Raw genomic sequence first — 19,581 nt, 5'->3', positions numbered from 1 at the left:
CGCCAAATATCCCCTAAAATTTCAAGGCACAAAAAAAGATGGCACACAGGCCATCTTAATAATTAAAATCTATTCTTATTTAAGCATTGATTCCATGAACCAAATTTCTTTATTGTAATTTGTTACATGGTCTTCAAGCATATTTGAAAGTACAAAACATTCTGTTTCTTCTCTAATTTCAAGAGCAAGTTCTTTCATGTGCTTAATTAATTCAAGAGCTTTTTCAATTGCTTCTTTAGCTTCAACTGTTTTAGATTCTCTTTCCTTAAGGTCAGATAATTCTAAATATTCTTTAAGAGATGCTGGTGGAAAAACACCCTTTTGTCTTTCATATTCAGCTACAGCATCAAGCATTTCGAAGAATTCATCATAAAGTCCTTCTAAATATTCATGAACTGCTTTGAAAGTAAAGCCTTCAACATTCCAGTGTAAATTGTGTAGGTAAATATTTCCTACTTCAAGATTTGCTAAATATACATCTAATTTTTCAAATTTTTTATCTTTTGTCATTTTTTTCCTCCTAATTATAATTTGAAATACATTATTTCTTAATTGTTCTTTCTTATTATACCCCTAATAAAATTTACTAAACAAATTAATCGAATAGGTCCTTAACTTTATCAAAAAAAGATTTTTGTTCATGCTTTATTTCACTGTCATTTTTTCTCAATTTTTCCAAAAGCTCCCTTTCTTCATCTGAAACTTTTTTAGGAATTAAAATATTTACAGTAAAATATAAATCTCCCTTGTAATTTTTATTGACAACAGGCACACCTTCTCCCTTTAATTTAAAAGTAGTGCCTCCCTTCGTTCCCTTAGGTATTTCGTAGTCCACAATTTTTGTAAGAGTTGGGATTTTTATAATCCCGCCCAAAACAGCATCAGAATAGGAAATTGGTATATCTATAAAGAGGTCATAGGATCTTCTTTTAAAAACGGAATCCTCACGGACTTTTATATAGACATAAATATCTCCTTTAGGACCGCCATTAATTCCTTCATTTCCTTGACCCGAAAGGGTGATAATATTTCCTGTGTCAACGCCAGCTGGGATTTTTACATTTATTTTTTTTGCATTAGTAACAATTCCTGAACTCTTGCATTTTTTGCATGGCTCTTCAATTATTTCTCCCTTGCCTTGACACTTGTCACAAGTTGTTGTCCTTACAATTCTACCAAAAGGCGAAGACTGCTCAACTCTAATTTGTCCGCTGCCATGACATTTATCGCACTTTTCTTTTTTAGTTCCTGGTTCATTTCCTCCGCCATGGCAATGATTACATTTACTTTTGACCTTAACATTTATTTCCTTTTCAGTGCCAAAAACTGCTTCAAAAAAATCAAGATCAATTTCTACGCTTATTTCGCTGCCCTTTTGGGGATAGCTTCTATCATCCCTATAACTTGTCCTAAATCCAGCACCGCCGCCAAATATATCAAAAATATCATCAAAAATATCTGAAAATCCACCGAATCCAGATGACTCTCCAGAAAATCCTCCCTTTAGTCCCTCTTCTCCATAGTTATCATAAATTTGTCTTTTAGAGTCATCTGAAAGGACTTCATAGGCATAGGAAATTTCCTTAAATTTACTTTCCGCTTCCTTATCTCCCGGATTTAAATCAGGATGATATTTTTTCGCCATTTTTTTATAGGACTTTTTTAATTCTTCCTTACTAACATTTCTATCTACTTCAAGGATTTCGTAAAAATCTCTCATAGTCACCTCACTAGAAGTATAAATATACATGAAAAAAATTAAAGTTGCAAGAAGACTTGCAACTTTATTCTTATTTAATTATTTTCCAAATATTATTCTTCGTCGTCATCTACAACTTCATAATCAGCGTCAACAACATCATCTTTATTTGCTTCTTGACCTGCTCCTGGATTTGTAGTCGCTCCTCCATTCGGATTTGCATCTTTATAAATCTTTTCAGAAACACTATAGAAAGCCTTTGTTAAATTTTCTGTCTTTGCTTTAATTTCTTCAAGATTATCTCCTTCTTTAACTGATTTAAGGTCTGCAATGGCATCTTCAATATTTTTCTTTTCATCTTCAGAAATTTTTCCTTCAACGTCCTTTAAGGTGGATTCTGATTGATAAATTATTGAATCTGCATTATTTCTTGCTTCAATTAAATTCTTTTTATTTTCATCTTCTTTGGCATACATTTCAGCTTCCTTAACCTTCTTATCAATTTCTGCATCCGTTAAGTTTGAAGATGAAGTAATGGTAATGTGTTGCTCTTTTCCTGTTCCTAAATCTTTTGCAGATACATTTACAATGCCATTGGCATCAATGTCAAAAGTAACTTCGATTTGTGGAACTCCACGCCTTGCTGGTGCGATTCCGTCAAGGTTAAATCTTCCAAGAGTCACATTATCTTGAGCCATTTGTCTTTCACCTTGAAGCACGTGAATTTCTACAGACGTTTGATTATCTGCTGCTGTTGTAAATATTTGTGACTTCTTTGTAGGAATTGTTGTATTTCTTTCAATAAGTCTTGTAGTAATATTTCCCATTGTTTCAATTCCTAAAGAAAGTGGTGTTACATCAAGTAAAAGTAAGTCTTTAACATCGCCAGATAAAACTCCGCCTTGAATTGCTGCACCAAGAGCAACACATTCATCAGGATTTATATCTTTTTGTGGGTCTTTGCCAATTAATTTCTTAATACATTCTTGAACTGCAGGAATTCTTGTTGAGCCACCAACTAATAAAACTTTGTCAATTTCTGATGCTGAAAGTCCAGCATCTTTTAAAGCGTCTGTAACAGGAGTTTCTGTCATCTTTACAAGATCTCTTGTTAATTCATCAAATTTTGCACGAGTGATGTCCATATTTAGGTGCAATGGACCTTGAGCTGTTGCAGTAATAAATGGAAGATTTATATTTGTTGACATTGTTGAAGATAATTCCTTCTTAGCTTTTTCTGCCGCTTCTTTTAATCTTTGAAGGCTCATTTTGTCAGATTTTAAATCAATGCCATTTTCCTTTTTAAATTCACCAGCTATATAATCAATAAGTCTATTATCAAAGTCGTCCCCACCAAGTTTATTATTTCCACGAGTTGCACGAACTTCAAAAACTCCGTCAGAAAGTTCCAAAATTGAAACGTCAAATGTTCCGCCACCAAGATCATAAACCATAACTGTTTGTGATTCTTTATCCTTATCTTCGCCATAGGCAAGAGCTGCAGCTGTTGGTTCATTTACAATTCTCTTAACATTAAGGCCAGCAATTTTTCCTGCATCCTTTGTTGCTTGTCTTTGTGAATCTGTAAAATAAGCAGGCACTGTTATTACAGCATCTGTAATTTTTTCTCCCAAATAAGATTCTGCATCAGACTTCATCTTTTGAAGAATCATTGCTGAAATATCTTGAGGTGTATAAGTTTTACCGTCAATAGTAATCTTATAATCAGAACCCATGTGTCTTTTAATTGATTGGACAGTTCTATCAGGGTTTGTTATTGCTTGACGTTTTGCTGTTTCGCCTACAAGTCTTTCTCCATCTTTTGTAAAAGCTACAACAGAAGGAGTTGTTCTGTTTCCTTCGATATTGGGGATAATTATTGCGTCCCCACCTTCCATAACAGCTACTGCTGAATTTGTTGTTCCTAAGTCTATTCCTATAATTTTACTCATTATTATTTTCCTCCTTATTCTGAAACCTTAACCATTGCAGGTCTTAGCACTTTATCATTAATTAAATATCCCTTTTGTAAAACTTCAGTTACAATACCTTCTTCATATTCATCACTTTTTTCAGTCATAACTGCATGATGAAAATTGGGATCAAATTTTTCTCCCTTTGCCTTCATTTCTACAATGCCATTTGCCTTTAAGGCATCAATTAATTGACTTTTGATTAAAATTATGCCCTCATAAAATCCATCATGTTCAGTTTCTGCATCCATAGATCTTTCAAAATTATCTATAACAGGTAATATTGAAGAGGCAATTTTACTTATTCCTAAATCAATATACGAACTTTTTTCCTTTTCCGTTCTCCTTTTAAAATTTGTGAAATCCGCTTGAAGCCTCATAAATTTGTCAGTTAAATCCTTAAGTCTTTCATCTTCTTTGGGATTTTCTTCATTTTCTTCTATTATTTCTATATCATCTGCAATGGGAATTTCAAATTCCCCGCCCCCTAAATCTGATGAGTCCTTTAGATTTTCATCTAAACTTTCATCCTCCTTATTTTCTTTTAATTCTTCATCTATTTTTTTATTTTTATCTGCCATTACATTTCCTCCAATAGTTCTTCCACCGTTCTTTTAAAAATGCCGACTGTCCTAATAAGTTTTCTATAGTCCATCCTAGCCGGACCAATAACTCCAAGGCTGCCATACAAATTATTTTCTCCTGCAAAAACCGCCCTTATAATGGAGCTAGTTTTCATAAGCTCTGCCCTATTTTCATCACCAATAATGACTTCCAAATCTTTGGTAAAATTTTTACCGGCTAAAATACTTAAAAGTGAATCCCTATCTTCAATAAAGGACATAAATTCTCTAGCCTTATTTAAATCCCTATATTCTTCAAAATTAAAAATATTTGTAAGACCATCATAATAAATGTCAATTGAAGATACCTTTCTATTGAAATTATTAAGTCTATTTAAAATCTCTTCAAATAAATCTTTAAATTTTACACTTGAGCCCTTAAGGCTTAGGCTGATGGAAGAAATTTCATCAAAGTCAAGACCTGTTACTTTTTTTGAAATCATATCGGCAATTTGGTCAAGTTCTTCATCACTTGCATCTAAAGCAAGGGAAATAAAATGTCTTTCAACAACTCCTCTATCGCCAATAATTATTAGTAAAAACAAACCCTCTTGAATTTTAACTAGGGCAAGTTTTTTAATGGTCCTGTCTGATTTTCGAGGAGCAACTATATAGGCTGTACATTTTGAAGCGTCTGCTAAAATTGCAGCTGCCGTCTTAAAAATTTCATTAAAATCCCCTGAGGATCTTGAAATTTTTTCTTTAAGATTATCTACAAGTCTTTGGTCGTAATCTTTTTCTTCATCCTCTTCAATATATTCATTTACAAAATACCTATAAGCCTTAAATGATGGTACTCTACCAGCAGATTGGTGAGGTTTATTTAAATAACCTAAATCTTCAAGATCCGCCATCTCATTACGAATTGTTGCAGAGGAGATGCCTAAGTCATAGTCCTTTGAAAGTGTTCTAGAACCAACTGGCACCGGTTCATTTATATATGAACTTATTATGGCATTTAGAATATCAACTTTTCTCCTGTCCATAATTCCCTCCTTTATTAGCACTCTTAATTAACGAGTGCTAACTCTATGTTTCTATAATAAAATATTTGATCTTTCTTGTCAAGGGATTTTTAAAATTTCACATAAATTACATAATTCGCAATAGTTATTATCTCTTTATTAAAAGTAGTAATCTTTTTTAAAGAAAGTATATTTTTTACATGTTTCATTTGAATCTTTACCCGTATCAATTTCCTATTTCTTTTATCTTTATATGTATACAGTTCATTCTTTAACATATAGATAGAAATAAAATCCTCCTTATTAAAATAAAAACTAGTCAAGAGGATTTTTTATACCAAGAAATAAAGCAAATAAAACTAAATAGAAACAGCCCCAGCATATATGCTAGAGCCATTTATAAGTCTTTTTTATTGTCTTAATCTTTTTACTATTTGTTAAAGAAAATTGTAACTGTTCTATCTGTACTATTCCATTCAATATCTTGATCTAGATCATCACTAACATCTCCGTTAGTTAGTCCAAATAATTTTGAAATATTTGTAATAGGTATTAAAATTCTATTATTTCTTATAAGAACTTTAGTATCCATCTTAATAACCTCTCCATTTGAAAGTAATATTCCATCTCCGTCTATTTGAATTTTTGCTGTTAACTCACCTTTTTTAAATATCGCAGTTCTAGTTGCTGGATCATAATCTACTTTAACGCCGATTAATTCTGCAATAAATCTCATAGGCAATAGGGTTCTATTACTTTTTATTACAGGAGGGGTATCTATTTGAAGTTTCTCAGATACTCCACTGATTGTCCTTATATATTCTTTAGAATCAATTTTCAACACTATAGAGTTCTTTAGTTTGGAATCTTTTTGTGTATTCACTTTTTTAATAATTCTATTTGAAGTTACAGAAGAATTATTAAAAGCTCCTATGAACGAATCATTATAATATTCTTTAGTTCCGTAGTGAATAATTTTATCTATAGATTCTTTTTTTACAAGTTCACTAACTAGTACCCTCTCTTCAGTTTTTCCTTCGTATCCTTCAATATTTTTATACCTAATTATTTTATAGCGTTTTTCCAATTTTCCAACTTTTCCATCTTGTATAACTAATTCAGAGCCTCTTCTCATATTTGAATCAGCTATTCTCTTAGTTTCAAAAGGAATGTCTTCATTTTCAACAACATTTTCAGTAGTTATTTCTACTTTAGGACCATAATGTATAACTTTATCCACAGGTTTTAAAGTGACAGTTTCTTTTAATAGTTCTCTTTTTTCTTTAGGACCTTCATATCCTTCGATATTATTAAAGTGGGTTATTTTATATTCCTTAGAAAGAATACCTAGTTTACCCTCTTGTTTAATAATTTCCTTGTTAAAATCTAATGTCTTATCAAAAACTCTTTTAGTTTCAAAAGGAATGTCTTCATTTTCAACAATATTTTCAGTAGTTATTTCCACTTTAGGACCATAATGTATAACTTTATCCACAGGTTTTAAAGTGACAGTTTCTTTTAATAGTTCTCTTTTTTCTTTAGGACCTTCATATCCTTCGATATTATTAAATCTAGTAATTCTATATTCTTTTTCAAGAATGCCTTCACTTCCAGGGTACTTTTCTACTTCTACATTCATTTTTAAACGAGAATCCAATTTTCTTTTAGTTTCAAAATGTATTTTCTCTTGTTCTTTTACTGTATCAATAGTTGTAATTACTCTAGGACCATATTCAATAATTTTATCTACCGGAGCTTTTAAAACTTCAGTTTTAATAATTTCATATTCTGTGTCAGGACCTTCATATCCTTCAATATTTTCATAATATTTAACTTTTTTATAAACCTTGTCAATTCCCCTTGCTCCTTCTTGAACAACTTTTTCTGTATTAAAGGCTAAATCTTTATTAAGTCTTCTAACTGTTTTAAAATCAGAATATACTTGATCTGTTAGAGTTTTTTCAGTAATTTTAACCTTAGGACCATAGTGGATTATTTTTGTAGTAGGGTTTATGGTAGTTTCACTTAGATATTTTTCAACAACACGCTGACCTTCAGGTCCATATTCAGGATTGGTATAAGTTGTCCTCAAATATTTTTTAGCAACATATCCATCCTTCCCTTCTTGATGGACTTTTTCCTTATTTAAGTCCATACCTTGAATTAATTTTCTTTCCGTTTTAAAAGGAATTTTAGTAGTTTTAGTTATCTCCTCTTGACTTCCTGTAGGACCATAGGTTGTAACTTCGTTTACTGCTTGTTTAATTATGCTTTCTCCACTTTTTACTTTATTAGTTACAACTCCATTAGTATATGTAACATTATAGTAAATTCGCTTAGTACCATTAGCTCCATTAACACTTGTCCTTTCAGGAGTATTAAGAGGAAGATTTACATTAAATTGTCTAACTCTATTAAACGGAATAGTTACGTCTTCATACTCAGTCTTAGTTACAACATTATTTACAGGCTTGTAATTAGATAATTCATACTTTGGTCTTAGCCATCCAGTACAGTTTTCATATCTCCATCTTGCAACGTGGGTGGGTCTCCATCTTTGAGTTCCATCTTGTTGAATTAACGTAATAGTATTACCATCGGCACTTTTACAGATACCTACATGACCACAACCTCCACCTACATTGCTATTCCATATTACTATATCTCCTGGCAGCGGATAGCTATTTAGATTTCCATATTCATTTCGAATCTTTGTAAAATATGAGCCATTTGCCATGTTAAAAATTTGATGAGCATAGTCAACTTGACCTAATAAAGTACGACCATCAATGCCAAATAAATCATGAGCATATCTATTTGCTAAATCTACACATTGATAGTCATGCCATCCATCATAGTCAATGCCTTGACCAATATATCCATTTATCAGGTTTATTACACTTTGGGGTGCTGCTCTTACAGCACTTGATACTATTGGATTCGAAATTTCAAGTTCGCTTAATTCACCATCTTGATTGTCTAACGGACTATTTTCTAATAGCTGATTTTCATTAGTAACATCATCATCGATAAATTCTTCTACAATTTCTTGCCTTATGGGTGATATTTCATTTTCTGCAAAAACCACTGCTGGACTGATTGAAGAAAAGAAAACCAAACCCGAAATAATGAACATAATTTTTCTTTTTTTCATAATTCCTCCTCAATTCCTATTTTGCAACCATTATATATATATATATATATAGTCAAGCCTTTTTTAAGTAACTTTTAATTTTAAAAATGGCTACTCCTTTAAATTTTAATCCCTGCTTAAAAAATATAGGAATTTAGCTTTATTTTAAATTTCAGGCTTTTGTGATAAAATTAATTAACAAATATTTTAGGAATTTTTGTATGAAAAAGGATGAGATAGAATGAGAAATCAAAAAAACATTAGAAACTTTTCAATAATAGCCCATATTGACCACGGCAAATCCACTCTTGCTGACAGATTAATTGAATCTACTGGCATGCTTACTAAAAGAGAAATGGAAGAGCAGGTTTTAGATTCTATGGATCTTGAAAGGGAAAGAGGCATCACTATAAAACTTAAGGCCATTAGGCTTGTCTATAAAGATGATAGGAACGGAGAAGAATATATTTTAAATTTAATAGATACTCCTGGCCATGTGGACTTTAATTATGAAGTTTCAAGATCTCTTGCGGCTTGTGAAGGGGCAATTGTTGTTGTAGATTCATCCCAAGGCGTTGAAGCTCAAACTCTTGCCAATGTTTATCTTGCTGCTGATCAAAATTTAGATTTATTGCCAGTTTTAAATAAAATTGATTTGCCCTCAGCCCATCCCGATGAAGTTAAACAAGAAATAGAAGATATAATTGGAATTGATGCGGAAGATGCTCCTTTAATTTCTGCCAAAAATGGGATTGGAATTGAATATGTTCTCCATTCCATTGTGGATACTTTTCCTGCGCCCACAGGCGATCCCAATAAACCCTTAAAGGCCCTCATTTTTGATTCAAGTTACGATTCTTATAGGGGAGTTGTTTGCCAGGTTAGAATTTTTGAAGGAACAGTTAAGGCAGGAGATGAAATTTTAATGATGGCAACAAATAAAAAATTTGAAGTTGTGGAAGTTGGCTTTACTGCCAATGGACACATTCCAACTGATAGCCTTTCAGCAGGCGATGTTGGATTTATTTGTGCGGCCATAAAAACTGTTGGCGACGCAAGAGTTGGCGATACAATTACAAATTTTAAAAATCCAACAGATGAAGCCCTCCCAGGTTATAAAAAAGTTGTGCCTATGGTTTTTTGCGGAATTTATCCTGGTGAAGGAGAAGAATATTCAAACGTTAGGGAAGCTCTTGAAAAGTTGCAAGTAAATGATGCTGCCCTTGTCTTTGAATCTGAAACATCTCAGGCCCTTGGTTTTGGTTTTAGATGCGGATTTTTAGGTCTTCTCCACATGGAAATAATTCAGGAAAGGCTGGAAAGGGAATTTGATTTGAATTTAGTTACAACTTCTCCATCTGTTATATATAAAATTGATAAAACTGACGGGACTTCAGTTGAAATTCAAAATCCAACAAATATGCCAGAGATAACCCAAATTGATAAAATTGAAGAGCCAATTGTTAGGGCGGAAATAATGTGCCCCACAGATTATGTTGGAGCGGTTATGGAACTTTGCCAAAATAGGAGGGGGATTTTTATAGATATGACTTATCTTGAAAAGACTAGAACCTTAATAAAATATGATCTTCCCCTAAATGAAGTTATTTATGATTTCTTTGATGCTTTAAAATCAAAGACCAGGGGTTATGCTTCTTATGACTACGAACTTACAGGCTACAAAGAATCATCCCTTGTTAAACTTGACATATTAATTAACGGAGAACTTGTCGATGCCTTCTCCTTAATTGTTCACGAATCAACAGCCTACACTAAGGCCAGAAAGATTTGCGAAAAATTAAAGGACGTTATTCCAAGGCAGCAATTTCAAATACCTATTCAAGCAGCCATTGGAAATAAAATAATTGCCAGAGAAACAATTAAGGCCTTAAGAAAAGACGTTCTGGCAAAATGTTACGGCGGAGATATTTCCAGAAAGAGAAAATTACTGGAAAAACAAAAGGAAGGTAAGAAAAGAATGCGTCAAATCGGAAATGTAGAAATTCCTCAAGATGCTTTCCTTGCGGTATTAAAATATGATGAAGAAAAATAAAATTTCCCTATATATTCATATACCCTTTTGCGAGAGCAGATGTCATTATTGCGACTTCTGCTCTTCTGTTATTAATGAAAAAGAAGTCCAAAAATATACTAGTTATTTAAAAAAAGAAATTAGCTTATACCAAGAGCTTTTAAGAGCTAGTGAAATTGAAAGTATTTTTTTTGGCGGTGGAACTCCTTCATCTATTGACGAAAAATATATAAGCGAAATAATGGAAGAAATTTATAAATTTAAGGTTTTCAAAAATCCTGAAATTAGCCTTGAAGGAAATCCAAATTCCCTTACCTATGAAAAATTAAAAATTTATAAATCACTTGGCATAAATAGGATTTCTATGGGTGCCCAATCCTTTAATGAAAAAATTTTAAAATCTATTGGGAGAGTTCATAAGACCAAGGAAATTTTAGAAGCTAGTGAAAATATAAAATCCCTTGGCTTTAAAAATTTTAATCTCGACTTAATGCTTGCCCTTCCCTATCAAAAACTTGAGGACCTTGAAATTTCCATGGCCTATATAAAAAAAATAAATCCTAGCCACATATCTTACTATTCCCTAATAATTGAAGATGGAACAAATATTAAAAAACTATATGAAAAAAATAGGAGGATTTTCCCTAATGAGGATGAAGATAGACAAATGTATCATTATGTATGCGAAAAACTATGTCAAATGGCCTATGACCAATATGAAATCTCAAATTTTGCAAAAAAAGGTTTTGAATCAAGGCACAATCTTTCCTATTGGAAACTAAAAAATTATTTGGGCTTTGGACTTTCAGCCTCATCAAATATAGGAAAGAAAAGATTTACCAACACAAGTTTTTTTACAGACTATTACCAAAAACTTGACCACAATAAATTTCCAATTTCCTTTTCTGAAGAGCTTTCAAAAAAAGAGCGAATTTCAGAATTTGCCATTATGGGCATAAGACTAAATAAGGGAATTGACTTAAAAGAATTTTCAAATAGATTTTCCATTGACTTTAAAAATTATTATAAAGATGAAATTAAAAAACATAAAGATGATGGCCTTTTATGGGTTAGTGATGATTTTATAGGCTTAAGTAAAAGGGGCAGAGACCTTTCAAATATTGTTGAAGTGGATTTTATAAAATAAGGTATAAGATAACTGCTAAGATTTATGGAGGGATAATAATGAACGAAACAATAAAAACTCAGTTAAATCATAGAACAATTAGAAAATTTACAAACGAGGAAATTAAAGATGAAGATTTTAAGCTTATGCTTGAAGCAGCAAACCATGCCCCAACTTCTGTTGGACTTCAAAGATATTCAATAGTTAGAATTAAGGATCAAAAGATAAAAGATAGGCTTGCCATAATTGGAGGGCAAGATTATATGAAGGATGCAAGGGAGCTTTTAATTTTTATAGTTGACCTTTATAGAAATGCTAGAATAGGAACTGAAAAGGGAGAAGATATTAGCCTTTTTAATTCAATAGACTTATTTTTTCAAGGAGTAAGCGACTCCTTTATTGCTTGTCAAAATTTAGTTATTGCAGCAGAATCTCTTGGATATGGCACAAATTATTTTGGAAATATATATAATGACATTGATGAAGTAATTAGAATTATAAAGCTGCCAAAATTAACTTTTCCACTAATAGGTCTTGGAATTGGCGTGCCTAATCAAAACCCTCAGCTTAAACCAAGGATGCCCCTTGATAAAAAAGTCTTTACTAATGAATATAAAATTTTTGATTCTTATTTAGATGAATTAAAGGACTATGATGAGGTTATGAGAACTTATTATGATTTGAGGGAGGCAAATAAAAGAGTGGACTATTTTACAAGCCAAGTTGTGACCCAAAGTAAAAAAATGTCCCATAATAGAAAGAAATTAATAAAATCCATACAAAAGCAAGGTTTTGACCTTCACTTATAAATGAATATAATTTAGACAAAAGAAAATCCCGGCGGTTGCCGGGACTTTTATATATTTATTTTAAAGATTAATTAGTCACATAAATCGCAGGAGCCTGAACAAGATTCTTCATCTTTTTCTTCCCCTTCTTCATCTTCATCGTAAAAATCTGAATCATCGAAGACAAAATCGTCATCATCATAGAAGTCGTCATCGTCATCTTCTTCATAGCAAAAATCTTCAAGTTCTGAAAGATCTTCATCAATTAAGTCAATGTAATCTTCAAGTTCTTCTCTTGAATCTTTCATTTCATCAACCATATCTGAAACTAGGTCTAAAAGTTCTGATAAAATTTTGCCTTCTTTTGTTGAGTCATCTAAATTGTAACCGTCAGCTAATCCTTTTAAATAAGAAATTCTTTTTAATAAATAATCCATTTTTTACCTCCAAATAAATTATACTCTTGACATATACTCGCCAGTTCTTGTATCAATTCTAATTACATCACCGGTGTTTACAAATAGGGGAACATTTAAAGTGAAACCTGTTTCAACTGTGGCAGGTTTTGAACCACCACTTGAAGTATCGCCCTTCACTCCTGGTTCGGTAGCTGTTATTTCAAGTTCTACAAAATTTTCAGGAGATACTCTAAAGGCCTTTCCCTTGTAAAAATTAATATTTACTACGTCATTTTCCTTGATGAAATTCAAGGCTTCTTCTACCATAGATTTTTCCAAAGGAATTTGTTCATAAGTTTCTTGGTCCATAAAATAATATAATTCGCCATCATTGTAAAGATATTGCATTTGCTTACTTTCAATTGTAGCCTTTTCAAACTTTTCAGACGGATTGAAAGTTGTATCCTTAATAGCTCCAGTTAAAACGGATTTAATTTTAGCTCTTACAAAAGCTGCACCCTTACCCGGTTTAACGTGTTGAAAATCTACTACTTCATAGACATCTGAATCCATTTCAAAAGTTAACCCTTTTCTAAAATCTCCTGCTGTTAACATAAAAATCCTCCTAAACTTCTAACATTTTTGAAATACCCAATTTTTTTCTAATTAATTACTCTTAATTATTTTTAATTAATCTACCAGCCTTAATTTTTATATAATCAGGTAAAATTTTTCCATATTTTTTTAAATTTTCTTGCCTATATTTTACACTAATATCGCCTGCTCTGTCAAAAATATCTATTAAATAGCCATCAACTTTTGTCTTACTTTGGAGAAGACCTTCTCTGTCAATAAATAAAAATCCTTCCATAATTAATTTGTCGCCCTTAAGGACTCCATTTAAAATTATGGGATTATCTAAATAAGCTGGCGATTTTTCCAGTTTAACGCTTCCCTCTTGTATATATAAAATTACTCCTGGCTCAAGATAGGATTTTATTATTTCTTCCCTTCCCTTTGGCCCTTCAAATTCTTCAAAAATTGCAGGTCTTCCATTTCTAGTCCCTATTACATAGTCGCCCTTAGTTATTAGGATTTTTGCTCCTTCAATCTGACCATTTTTTAATTTTTCAAAGGAGGAGACAAATTCTAATAAATCTTTAGCCTCCCCTTTTTTTGAATTTAAAATCCCGTCACTTTCAAGATAAAATTTATTTATAAAAGTCCCTTCAAGAATCATTTTTGAATTTAATTTTTTATAAGTCACATCTGAACTTATATTAAATTTTCCGCCTTTCATTATTTTGCCTTGCAGATTATTTATTTGCGTATCCTTTAAATTCTCTGTTAGAGTAGGATTCCAAAATTTTTCATGCCCATCCATCTCATAATATTTATTTTCAATTTCGTCCTTAAAATTTTTATTTGCCATAACAATATTAATGGCGGACTCTGCCATATAATCGGCCTGAATTTTATTAAGCCTAAGTCTTGCAATTAAAGACCCATTTAAAGAAGATGAATAAATAAAATAAAAAACTAATGCCAAAAGGCTTATTATGACTAAAGTGAATATGTAAATAAATCCCCTATTTTTCATTTTTGACTTCCTCTGCCCTAAGGGCAATTTTTTTAGCCATTAAAAGTTTTCCCTTCTTATAAATTTCAAGTTCATAAAGGCCATCTTTCACTTCTCCCTTTAGGCTTAAATCCTCTCCCAAAACATTTTTTCCTCCTCCCCTATATTTTTCAAAACTTGCACTTACTTTTCTTATGTCATTATAGGTTTTTGTTAGTCTGAAAATTTTTAAATCATAATTTTCATAGTATATGTAGCTATAATTTTTGGTAGATTTTTTATCGGGGGCAATTAAAACTATACCTCCGTCATTTGCTGCCTGATAATAATAATGAGCCTCTAAAACTTCATCTTTAATATAATCTAAAATGTATTGATACTCCTCCTTATTTTTTCTATCTAAATAATTTTTTGAAAGGGATTTTTCTCCCAAATAAAATAAGGATGCCATAGCTGTTATTAATATTCCTGCAAGGCTTAGGACTAAAACTGTTTCAATTAGTGAAAATCCCCTCTTCTTTAAGGTAGACTTCGAGCTCAATTTCTTTTTCATTTCTTAAATCCTTAACTTTTAAAATAATATGATTAAGACCATCTGACTTTTGATTTTCAATAGATGATAAATAATTTTCAAAATCCCCTGGATTTTTAACTCCTTCTCCCCTATAAACTCCAGCAATCACTTCTTCCATTTGAGAATTTCCATAGTTTATTAAATTATTTCTGTCATTTAAAACACCGTTTGCCCTTGTCATATTATAAAAATTCGAAAGAAGGCTTACAGCTACAAGACCCACAAGGCCTAGGGAAAAAATAAGTTCAAGCATAAGAGAGCCGCCCTTTTTTATAAATTTTAAATCTTTAAAAATTCTCTCCTCCATTTTTCTCTTCGTCCTCTAAAGTATAATTATTATAAAAATTTACCTTGCCCGTTACGGGCACAACTGTTATCTTATAAAATTTGTCCCTTATTTTAAAAATAATGTGACCACTAGTATTTGATTCCTTTGGAAAAGCCGGCTTGCCAAGTTCTGTAAATGTGATTTTATCGAGATTTTTTTCATAGACTTCTAGGAGTTTTGAAAATTTTATTTCATTATTCTCTCCTCCAAGGTCAAAAGAATAGCCCTCATTATTAATTAAAAGGCTTGACCTTATTCCCGTTTTTTGAGAAAAATTTCTAACATAGTCAATATTTAGGGCAAGTTCTTTTATTTGATTTTTGGCCTTATAAGTTTCCAATGGATTTGCCTTAAAAATTCCAACAGACAAAAGAATGGCCATAATTGCCATGACCATAATTAATTCCAAAAGACTAAAGCCCCTAACTTTCATGTCTAAGCTTCCTTAAAAAAATAATATTTTCTCTATCTTCATGGGGATCAATAAAAATTCCCCTAATGTCTTCTCCCTTAAAATTAATATATTCCCAGTCCCTTTGACCCGTATTTTTAAAATTACTTAAGTAAGAATTTTCATCTTCTTTATAAGGGCTAAGAGATCCGTCAGGGCCAATTATCCCAAAACTGCCCTTAAAATTTTGATCAAGAAGAATTTCAAAGGAAATATCCCTTTGCCCCTCAGGAAATAAAATTTTTATAATTTTATCTTGTGAATCTTCTATATTTTCAGGATCTTCTGAACCATAAAAAATGCTTAAGGCCTTAATATTTTCAAGATAGGTCCCCTTTGAATTTAGACCGGAAATTTCAAGATTTTCAAATTCTATTTTATTGGGATCATAGGAAAAACTCTTAAGATTAAAATCCTTTGGAATTTCTAAAAGGTCCTTGTTTTCTTCTAACTTTTCATTTAAAAGGTCGTCTTCTTTAATTTCATTTTTAGGAACTTCAGCTATCTTTTCACTTGCCGCCTTCAAATTATTATTTGCCTTTGGAAGACCACCAGCATTGGAAATTTCAGTGACTTCTGAATTTTTATTAATATTTTGAGAATCTTTTTCTAAATCTTTCCCATCTTCAAAATATGCCTTTCTAATGTCCCCATATGAAAGATTTTCCACTTCCTTTTGACCTATAAATTTTCCTAAGAAAGCTCCCGTTTTCTCCCTATGAAGATTTATTTCTGAAAAGCCATAGTAAGCTGAATATAACTTTAAATTTGCAAGGTCACCTTCCTGAAAAATTTTTTGAACTTCAAGGACTTTTTTATTATATGAATCTGTTATTTGAATTTCCTCATCACTTATGGCCAAGTTCTTTTTAAATTTATTTAAGTTTTCTTCGCCAAAATCTGCAAGACCTGTAAATTTTTCAGGCATGTCAATTTTTTCTTTTCTGTCAGGAAGATTTTTTAAATTATTATAGCTAATATTTTTGTCCCTGATTAAGAACCCATATAAAAAAACTTCAAGTACTAAAAAAGATAGAATTGCCAGTAAAATTTTTTCTCTTTTTGAAAGGCTTCTAATTTTAGAAATCTTTTTTATATTTTCAGGCATTTGCTGAAGTCCTCCCTCATCTTTTCATATAAAACTTTGTGAAGGTCTTCTGATGGGTGGATACCGTCAATAAAATTGTTTTTATTTATCCCATAAGCTTCAAGGTCAATATAGGGTATATTTTCTTCATTACAAAGATCCTTTAAAAAAATTCTATAGTCCCTAATCTTACCAATAACTTTGTCAAAATTACCTCCACTTACCCAGCCATAACTGGTAGCTAAACTTGTAATTTCCATTGGCAAAAATATTAGGGGCCTTATATTCTTTTCTTTTAAAATTTTTATAATCTCCCTAATATTTTTCTTAACTAAAACAAAGCCCCTTAGCTGTAAAAAATCATTAATGCCTACATGAATAAGGGCGTGAGAATAGCCTTCATCTTTAAAATCTAAAAGAAAATCTTTAAGCTGACCTGTGCTTTCCCCTGGAACTGCCTTATTTTCAATATTAAAATCTTTTTTCAAATGATAAATAAATGATTTCCCATCTGCCAAATATCCAGCAAAAATCGAATCCCCAAGGGCAATAATTATTTCTTCCATTTTAAGCTCTTTAACCTCCTTAATCCATTAGTCCTTCTTTTAAAAATGAAAAATAAATGTTGTCACCAATAATAATATGATCTAAAATGTCAATTTGCAAAATTTTTGACCCTTGAAGCAAATTTCTTGTAAGTTTAATATCTTCATGTGAAGGTTTAGGGTCTCCAGTTGGATGATTGTGAAGAAGAATAATTGAATGGGCCCCATCTTCAATGGCCCTTTTAAAAACTTCTCTTGGGTGGACAAGGGTCATATTGATTGTCCCGTGAGAAATTTCTCTTATGTAAAGAATTTCCTTTTTTGTATTTAAGATCATAATCTTAAAGTGTTCAGTAGTATATTCTCTCATTTCACTCATAACATATTCTGCAGCAATTCCAGGATTTGTAATTCTTATTTTATTTGAAAGAGATCTTTTATTTAATCTTTGGCCAAGGGTAAGGGCTGCCATAATCATTGCCGCCTTTGCATCTCCAATCCCCTTAATATTTTTTAATTTGTCAATTGATGCAAACCTAAGACCCTCTAAAATATCTCCATGACTTTTGTCGAGCTGAAGTTCATATAAAATTTTTCTTGAAAGTTCAATGGCACTCATATCATTAGTACCAGTTCTTATTATTAGGGCAAGTAATTCTTCATTTGCCAAAGTTTCCGGCCCATTTTTCATTAATTTTTCTTGGGGCCTTTCGTCTTCAAGCATCTCTTTAATTGTATAGCCAACCTTTGGGACCTTGTTTTCTATTTTTTCAGAATTTTTATCCAAGGTTTTCACTTCCCATTAAATTTATATTTAAATATTCTATTAAAATTTCATTTATTTTTGTAATAGGTAGGCCAATAACATTATTATAGTCGCCGCAAATTGATGAAATTAAAAGTCCTCCCCTTTCGCTTATTGAATAAGAACCAGCTTTGCCAATATATTCTCCCGTCTTTAAATATTCATGAATTTCTCTATCTGACAAATTTTTAAAAGTCACAAGAGTTTTTTCATAGTCTGTATATTTAAAATTTTTCGGGGGATAGATAAGGGAAAAACCTGTATAAATTTCGTGGGTCTTTCCTGAAAAGTCTCTTAATTTTTGAAAGGCTTCTTCATAATCCTTGGCCTTGCCAATATTTTTTCCTTCAAAAGAAATCATGGTGTCAGCTCCAATGACAAGGGCATCCTTATGATTTTGAGAAACTGAGTAGGCCTTTTCAAAAGATAGGGCCATAGTTAAAATTTTGATATCCTTATAATCTTTTTTTTCTTCTAACTTAGAAACTTCCACATCAAAGTCTGTGAATTTTTCTAAAACTTCCCTCCTACCAGAAGATCCAGAACCTAAAATAATTTTCATAATTTATTTACCTCAAAATTAATTTTTTCCAAATGCCTTGTTATATATGTGCCGGCAAGTCCAACAAAATATCCCGTAAAAATTCCAAGAATCACAAGAAGGGGAAGATAGGAAATTATGGTCATGGATTTAAGCATAAATGATGCCATTAAAACCTGACCTAAATTATGAAAAAATGATCCAATTTCAGAAATTCCTATAAGGGATAAATATTTTTTTAGAAATCTATGGGCCAAAACCATGGCAATTGATGACAATAAAGCTCCTGCAAAAGAATAAAAAAATGCAGAGACTGACCCCGTAACAAAAGTTAGAAGAATTGTTTTTAAAAGAGCTAAAGCAAATCCTTCTCTGTAACCAAAGGAAACAATTGTAACAAGGACAACAATATTAGAAAGTCCAAGCCTTGCTCCTGGAATTGCCAATGGAAGGGGCATAAATGATTCAAAAAAACCCAAAACAAGTCCAAGGGCTGTCAAAAGTGATAAAAAAATAATTTTTCTCGTCTTCATTTTAAAACCACATCCAGCCCGCCATTGTCATCTGCCACAATTTTAACTAAAAGCCTATGGGGTAGGCATATAATTGTGTCGCCAACCCGAAAAATTTTCCCCATATGTAAACAAATTTTATCCTTGCAATCAGACTCTTCCATAAAAACTCTTTCATTTTTTATAATTATTTCATTGTGACCAAATTCATTATATATTTTTATAATTTCATCAGTTTTTTTATTTAATTCTACTTCCTTAAAAACTTTTCCATCTACACTTATAACAACTTTTTTGCCGCCACTTGTGTCCTTCTCCATAAAATTTTTTGTATTAAAAAAGGCAACTAGCCCAGATATTAGTAAAATTAAAAAAATTACTAAAAAATCTCCTTTTTTCATATCTACCTCTCCATAATTATA

Annotated in this window: 21 protein-coding genes; 3 read left to right on the top strand and 18 right to left on the bottom strand. The window is 31.5% G+C overall.

Features of this window, described 5'->3' with window-relative positions:
• Positions 1 to 75: 75 nt before the first annotated feature.
• From BQ4446_RS03640 to BQ4446_RS03615, 6 genes are all read right to left on the bottom strand, one after another.
• Positions 76 to 510 carry a Dps family protein gene (locus tag BQ4446_RS03640; RefSeq protein WP_071026735.1) on the bottom strand — a complete coding sequence of 145 codons (435 nt, stop codon included), beginning with the start codon at positions 508 to 510 and terminating at the stop codon, positions 76 to 78.
• Between the two features lie 85 nt (positions 511 to 595).
• The gene (gene dnaJ, locus BQ4446_RS03635; RefSeq protein ID WP_071026733.1) at positions 596 to 1,720 is read right to left on the bottom strand and encodes a molecular chaperone DnaJ; all 1,125 of its coding nucleotides are present in this window, start codon (positions 1,718 to 1,720) and stop codon (positions 596 to 598) included.
• A 92-nt stretch (positions 1,721 to 1,812) separates the two neighbouring features.
• Positions 1,813 to 3,651 carry a molecular chaperone DnaK gene (gene dnaK, locus BQ4446_RS03630; protein ID WP_071026731.1) on the bottom strand — a complete coding sequence of 613 codons (1,839 nt, stop codon included), beginning with the start codon at positions 3,649 to 3,651 and terminating at the stop codon, positions 1,813 to 1,815.
• Positions 3,652 to 3,665: 14 nt separating this feature from the next.
• Positions 3,666 to 4,253: a nucleotide exchange factor GrpE gene (gene grpE, locus BQ4446_RS03625; RefSeq protein ID WP_071026730.1), complete on the bottom strand. Its 588-nt coding sequence runs from the start codon at positions 4,251 to 4,253 to the stop codon at positions 3,666 to 3,668.
• The gene (gene hrcA / locus BQ4446_RS03620) at positions 4,253 to 5,281 is read right to left on the bottom strand and encodes a heat-inducible transcriptional repressor HrcA (RefSeq protein ID WP_071026727.1); all 1,029 of its coding nucleotides are present in this window, start codon (positions 5,279 to 5,281) and stop codon (positions 4,253 to 4,255) included. The genes grpE and hrcA overlap by 1 nt, the downstream gene beginning before the upstream one ends.
• 409 nt (positions 5,282 to 5,690) lie before the next feature.
• A complete protein-coding gene (locus BQ4446_RS03615; RefSeq protein ID WP_071026725.1) occupies positions 5,691 to 8,414 on the bottom strand; it encodes a G5 domain-containing protein in 2,724 nt (907 codons plus the stop codon).
• A 220-nt stretch (positions 8,415 to 8,634) separates the two neighbouring features.
• Between BQ4446_RS03615 and lepA the strand changes: the two genes are divergently transcribed.
• Genes lepA through BQ4446_RS03600 form a run of 3 tightly spaced genes read left to right on the top strand, consistent with a single transcriptional unit; the run spans position 8,635 to position 12,360 of the window.
• Positions 8,635 to 10,446, top strand: coding sequence for a translation elongation factor 4 (lepA, locus tag BQ4446_RS03610; protein WP_071026723.1), 1,812 nt, complete (start codon positions 8,635 to 8,637; stop codon positions 10,444 to 10,446).
• Positions 10,433 to 11,572 (top strand): radical SAM family heme chaperone HemW, encoded by a 1,140-nt coding sequence (hemW, locus tag BQ4446_RS03605; protein WP_470381997.1) that lies wholly within the window; start codon positions 10,433 to 10,435, stop codon positions 11,570 to 11,572. The genes lepA and hemW overlap by 14 nt, the downstream gene beginning before the upstream one ends.
• Positions 11,573 to 11,610: 38 nt before the next feature.
• Positions 11,611 to 12,360, top strand: a complete 750-nt coding sequence (locus BQ4446_RS03600; protein ID WP_071026719.1) for an NADPH-dependent oxidoreductase — start codon at positions 11,611 to 11,613, stop codon at positions 12,358 to 12,360.
• A 71-nt stretch (positions 12,361 to 12,431) separates the two neighbouring features.
• Here BQ4446_RS03600 and BQ4446_RS03595 read toward each other — a convergent pair whose 3' ends face one another.
• The 12 genes from BQ4446_RS03595 to BQ4446_RS03540 form a co-directional block, all read right to left on the bottom strand.
• The gene (locus BQ4446_RS03595; RefSeq protein ID WP_071026718.1) at positions 12,432 to 12,776 is read right to left on the bottom strand and encodes a CD1247 N-terminal domain-containing protein; all 345 of its coding nucleotides are present in this window, start codon (positions 12,774 to 12,776) and stop codon (positions 12,432 to 12,434) included.
• A gap of 18 nt (positions 12,777 to 12,794) precedes the next feature.
• A complete protein-coding gene (gene efp, locus BQ4446_RS03590) occupies positions 12,795 to 13,352 on the bottom strand; it encodes an elongation factor P (protein WP_071026716.1) in 558 nt (185 codons plus the stop codon).
• 61 nt (positions 13,353 to 13,413) lie between these two features.
• Complete coding sequence (locus BQ4446_RS03585) at positions 13,414 to 14,337, bottom strand: hypothetical protein (protein WP_071026714.1); 924 nt, start codon at positions 14,335 to 14,337, stop codon at positions 13,414 to 13,416.
• Positions 14,327 to 14,869: a PilW family protein gene (locus tag BQ4446_RS03580; protein ID WP_071026712.1), complete on the bottom strand. Its 543-nt coding sequence runs from the start codon at positions 14,867 to 14,869 to the stop codon at positions 14,327 to 14,329. The genes BQ4446_RS03585 and BQ4446_RS03580 overlap by 11 nt, the downstream gene beginning before the upstream one ends.
• On the bottom strand, positions 14,811 to 15,197 hold the full coding sequence (locus tag BQ4446_RS03575; protein WP_083329026.1) for a type II secretion system protein: 387 nt from the start codon (positions 15,195 to 15,197) through the stop codon (positions 14,811 to 14,813). The genes BQ4446_RS03580 and BQ4446_RS03575 overlap by 59 nt, the downstream gene beginning before the upstream one ends.
• Positions 15,178 to 15,651, bottom strand: coding sequence for a pilus assembly FimT family protein (locus BQ4446_RS03570; protein WP_071026710.1), 474 nt, complete (start codon positions 15,649 to 15,651; stop codon positions 15,178 to 15,180). The genes BQ4446_RS03575 and BQ4446_RS03570 overlap by 20 nt, the downstream gene beginning before the upstream one ends.
• Positions 15,641 to 16,777: a hypothetical protein gene (locus BQ4446_RS03565; protein ID WP_071026709.1), complete on the bottom strand. Its 1,137-nt coding sequence runs from the start codon at positions 16,775 to 16,777 to the stop codon at positions 15,641 to 15,643. The genes BQ4446_RS03570 and BQ4446_RS03565 overlap by 11 nt, the downstream gene beginning before the upstream one ends.
• Positions 16,762 to 17,322 (bottom strand): SGNH/GDSL hydrolase family protein, encoded by a 561-nt coding sequence (locus BQ4446_RS03560; RefSeq protein ID WP_071026707.1) that lies wholly within the window; start codon positions 17,320 to 17,322, stop codon positions 16,762 to 16,764. The genes BQ4446_RS03565 and BQ4446_RS03560 overlap by 16 nt, the downstream gene beginning before the upstream one ends.
• Before the next feature lie 19 nt (positions 17,323 to 17,341).
• A complete protein-coding gene (gene radC / locus BQ4446_RS03555; protein WP_071028294.1) occupies positions 17,342 to 18,025 on the bottom strand; it encodes a RadC family protein in 684 nt (227 codons plus the stop codon).
• Between the two features lie 55 nt (positions 18,026 to 18,080).
• Complete coding sequence (locus tag BQ4446_RS03550) at positions 18,081 to 18,668, bottom strand: nucleoside triphosphate pyrophosphatase (RefSeq protein ID WP_245149655.1); 588 nt, start codon at positions 18,666 to 18,668, stop codon at positions 18,081 to 18,083.
• On the bottom strand, positions 18,665 to 19,180 hold the full coding sequence (locus BQ4446_RS03545; RefSeq protein ID WP_071026704.1) for a Gx transporter family protein: 516 nt from the start codon (positions 19,178 to 19,180) through the stop codon (positions 18,665 to 18,667). The genes BQ4446_RS03550 and BQ4446_RS03545 overlap by 4 nt, the downstream gene beginning before the upstream one ends.
• Complete coding sequence (locus tag BQ4446_RS03540; RefSeq protein ID WP_071026702.1) at positions 19,177 to 19,560, bottom strand: NusG domain II-containing protein; 384 nt, start codon at positions 19,558 to 19,560, stop codon at positions 19,177 to 19,179. The genes BQ4446_RS03545 and BQ4446_RS03540 overlap by 4 nt, the downstream gene beginning before the upstream one ends.
• Positions 19,561 to 19,581 lie beyond the last annotated feature (21 nt).

This window comes from Peptoniphilus raoultii, from assembly GCF_900099555.1.
Taxonomy (GTDB): Bacteria; Bacillota; Clostridia; order Tissierellales; family Peptoniphilaceae; genus Peptoniphilus_A; species Peptoniphilus_A raoultii.
Note: the sequence above shows the minus strand (reverse complement) of the source record. Positions and strands in the feature narration are given on the sequence as shown.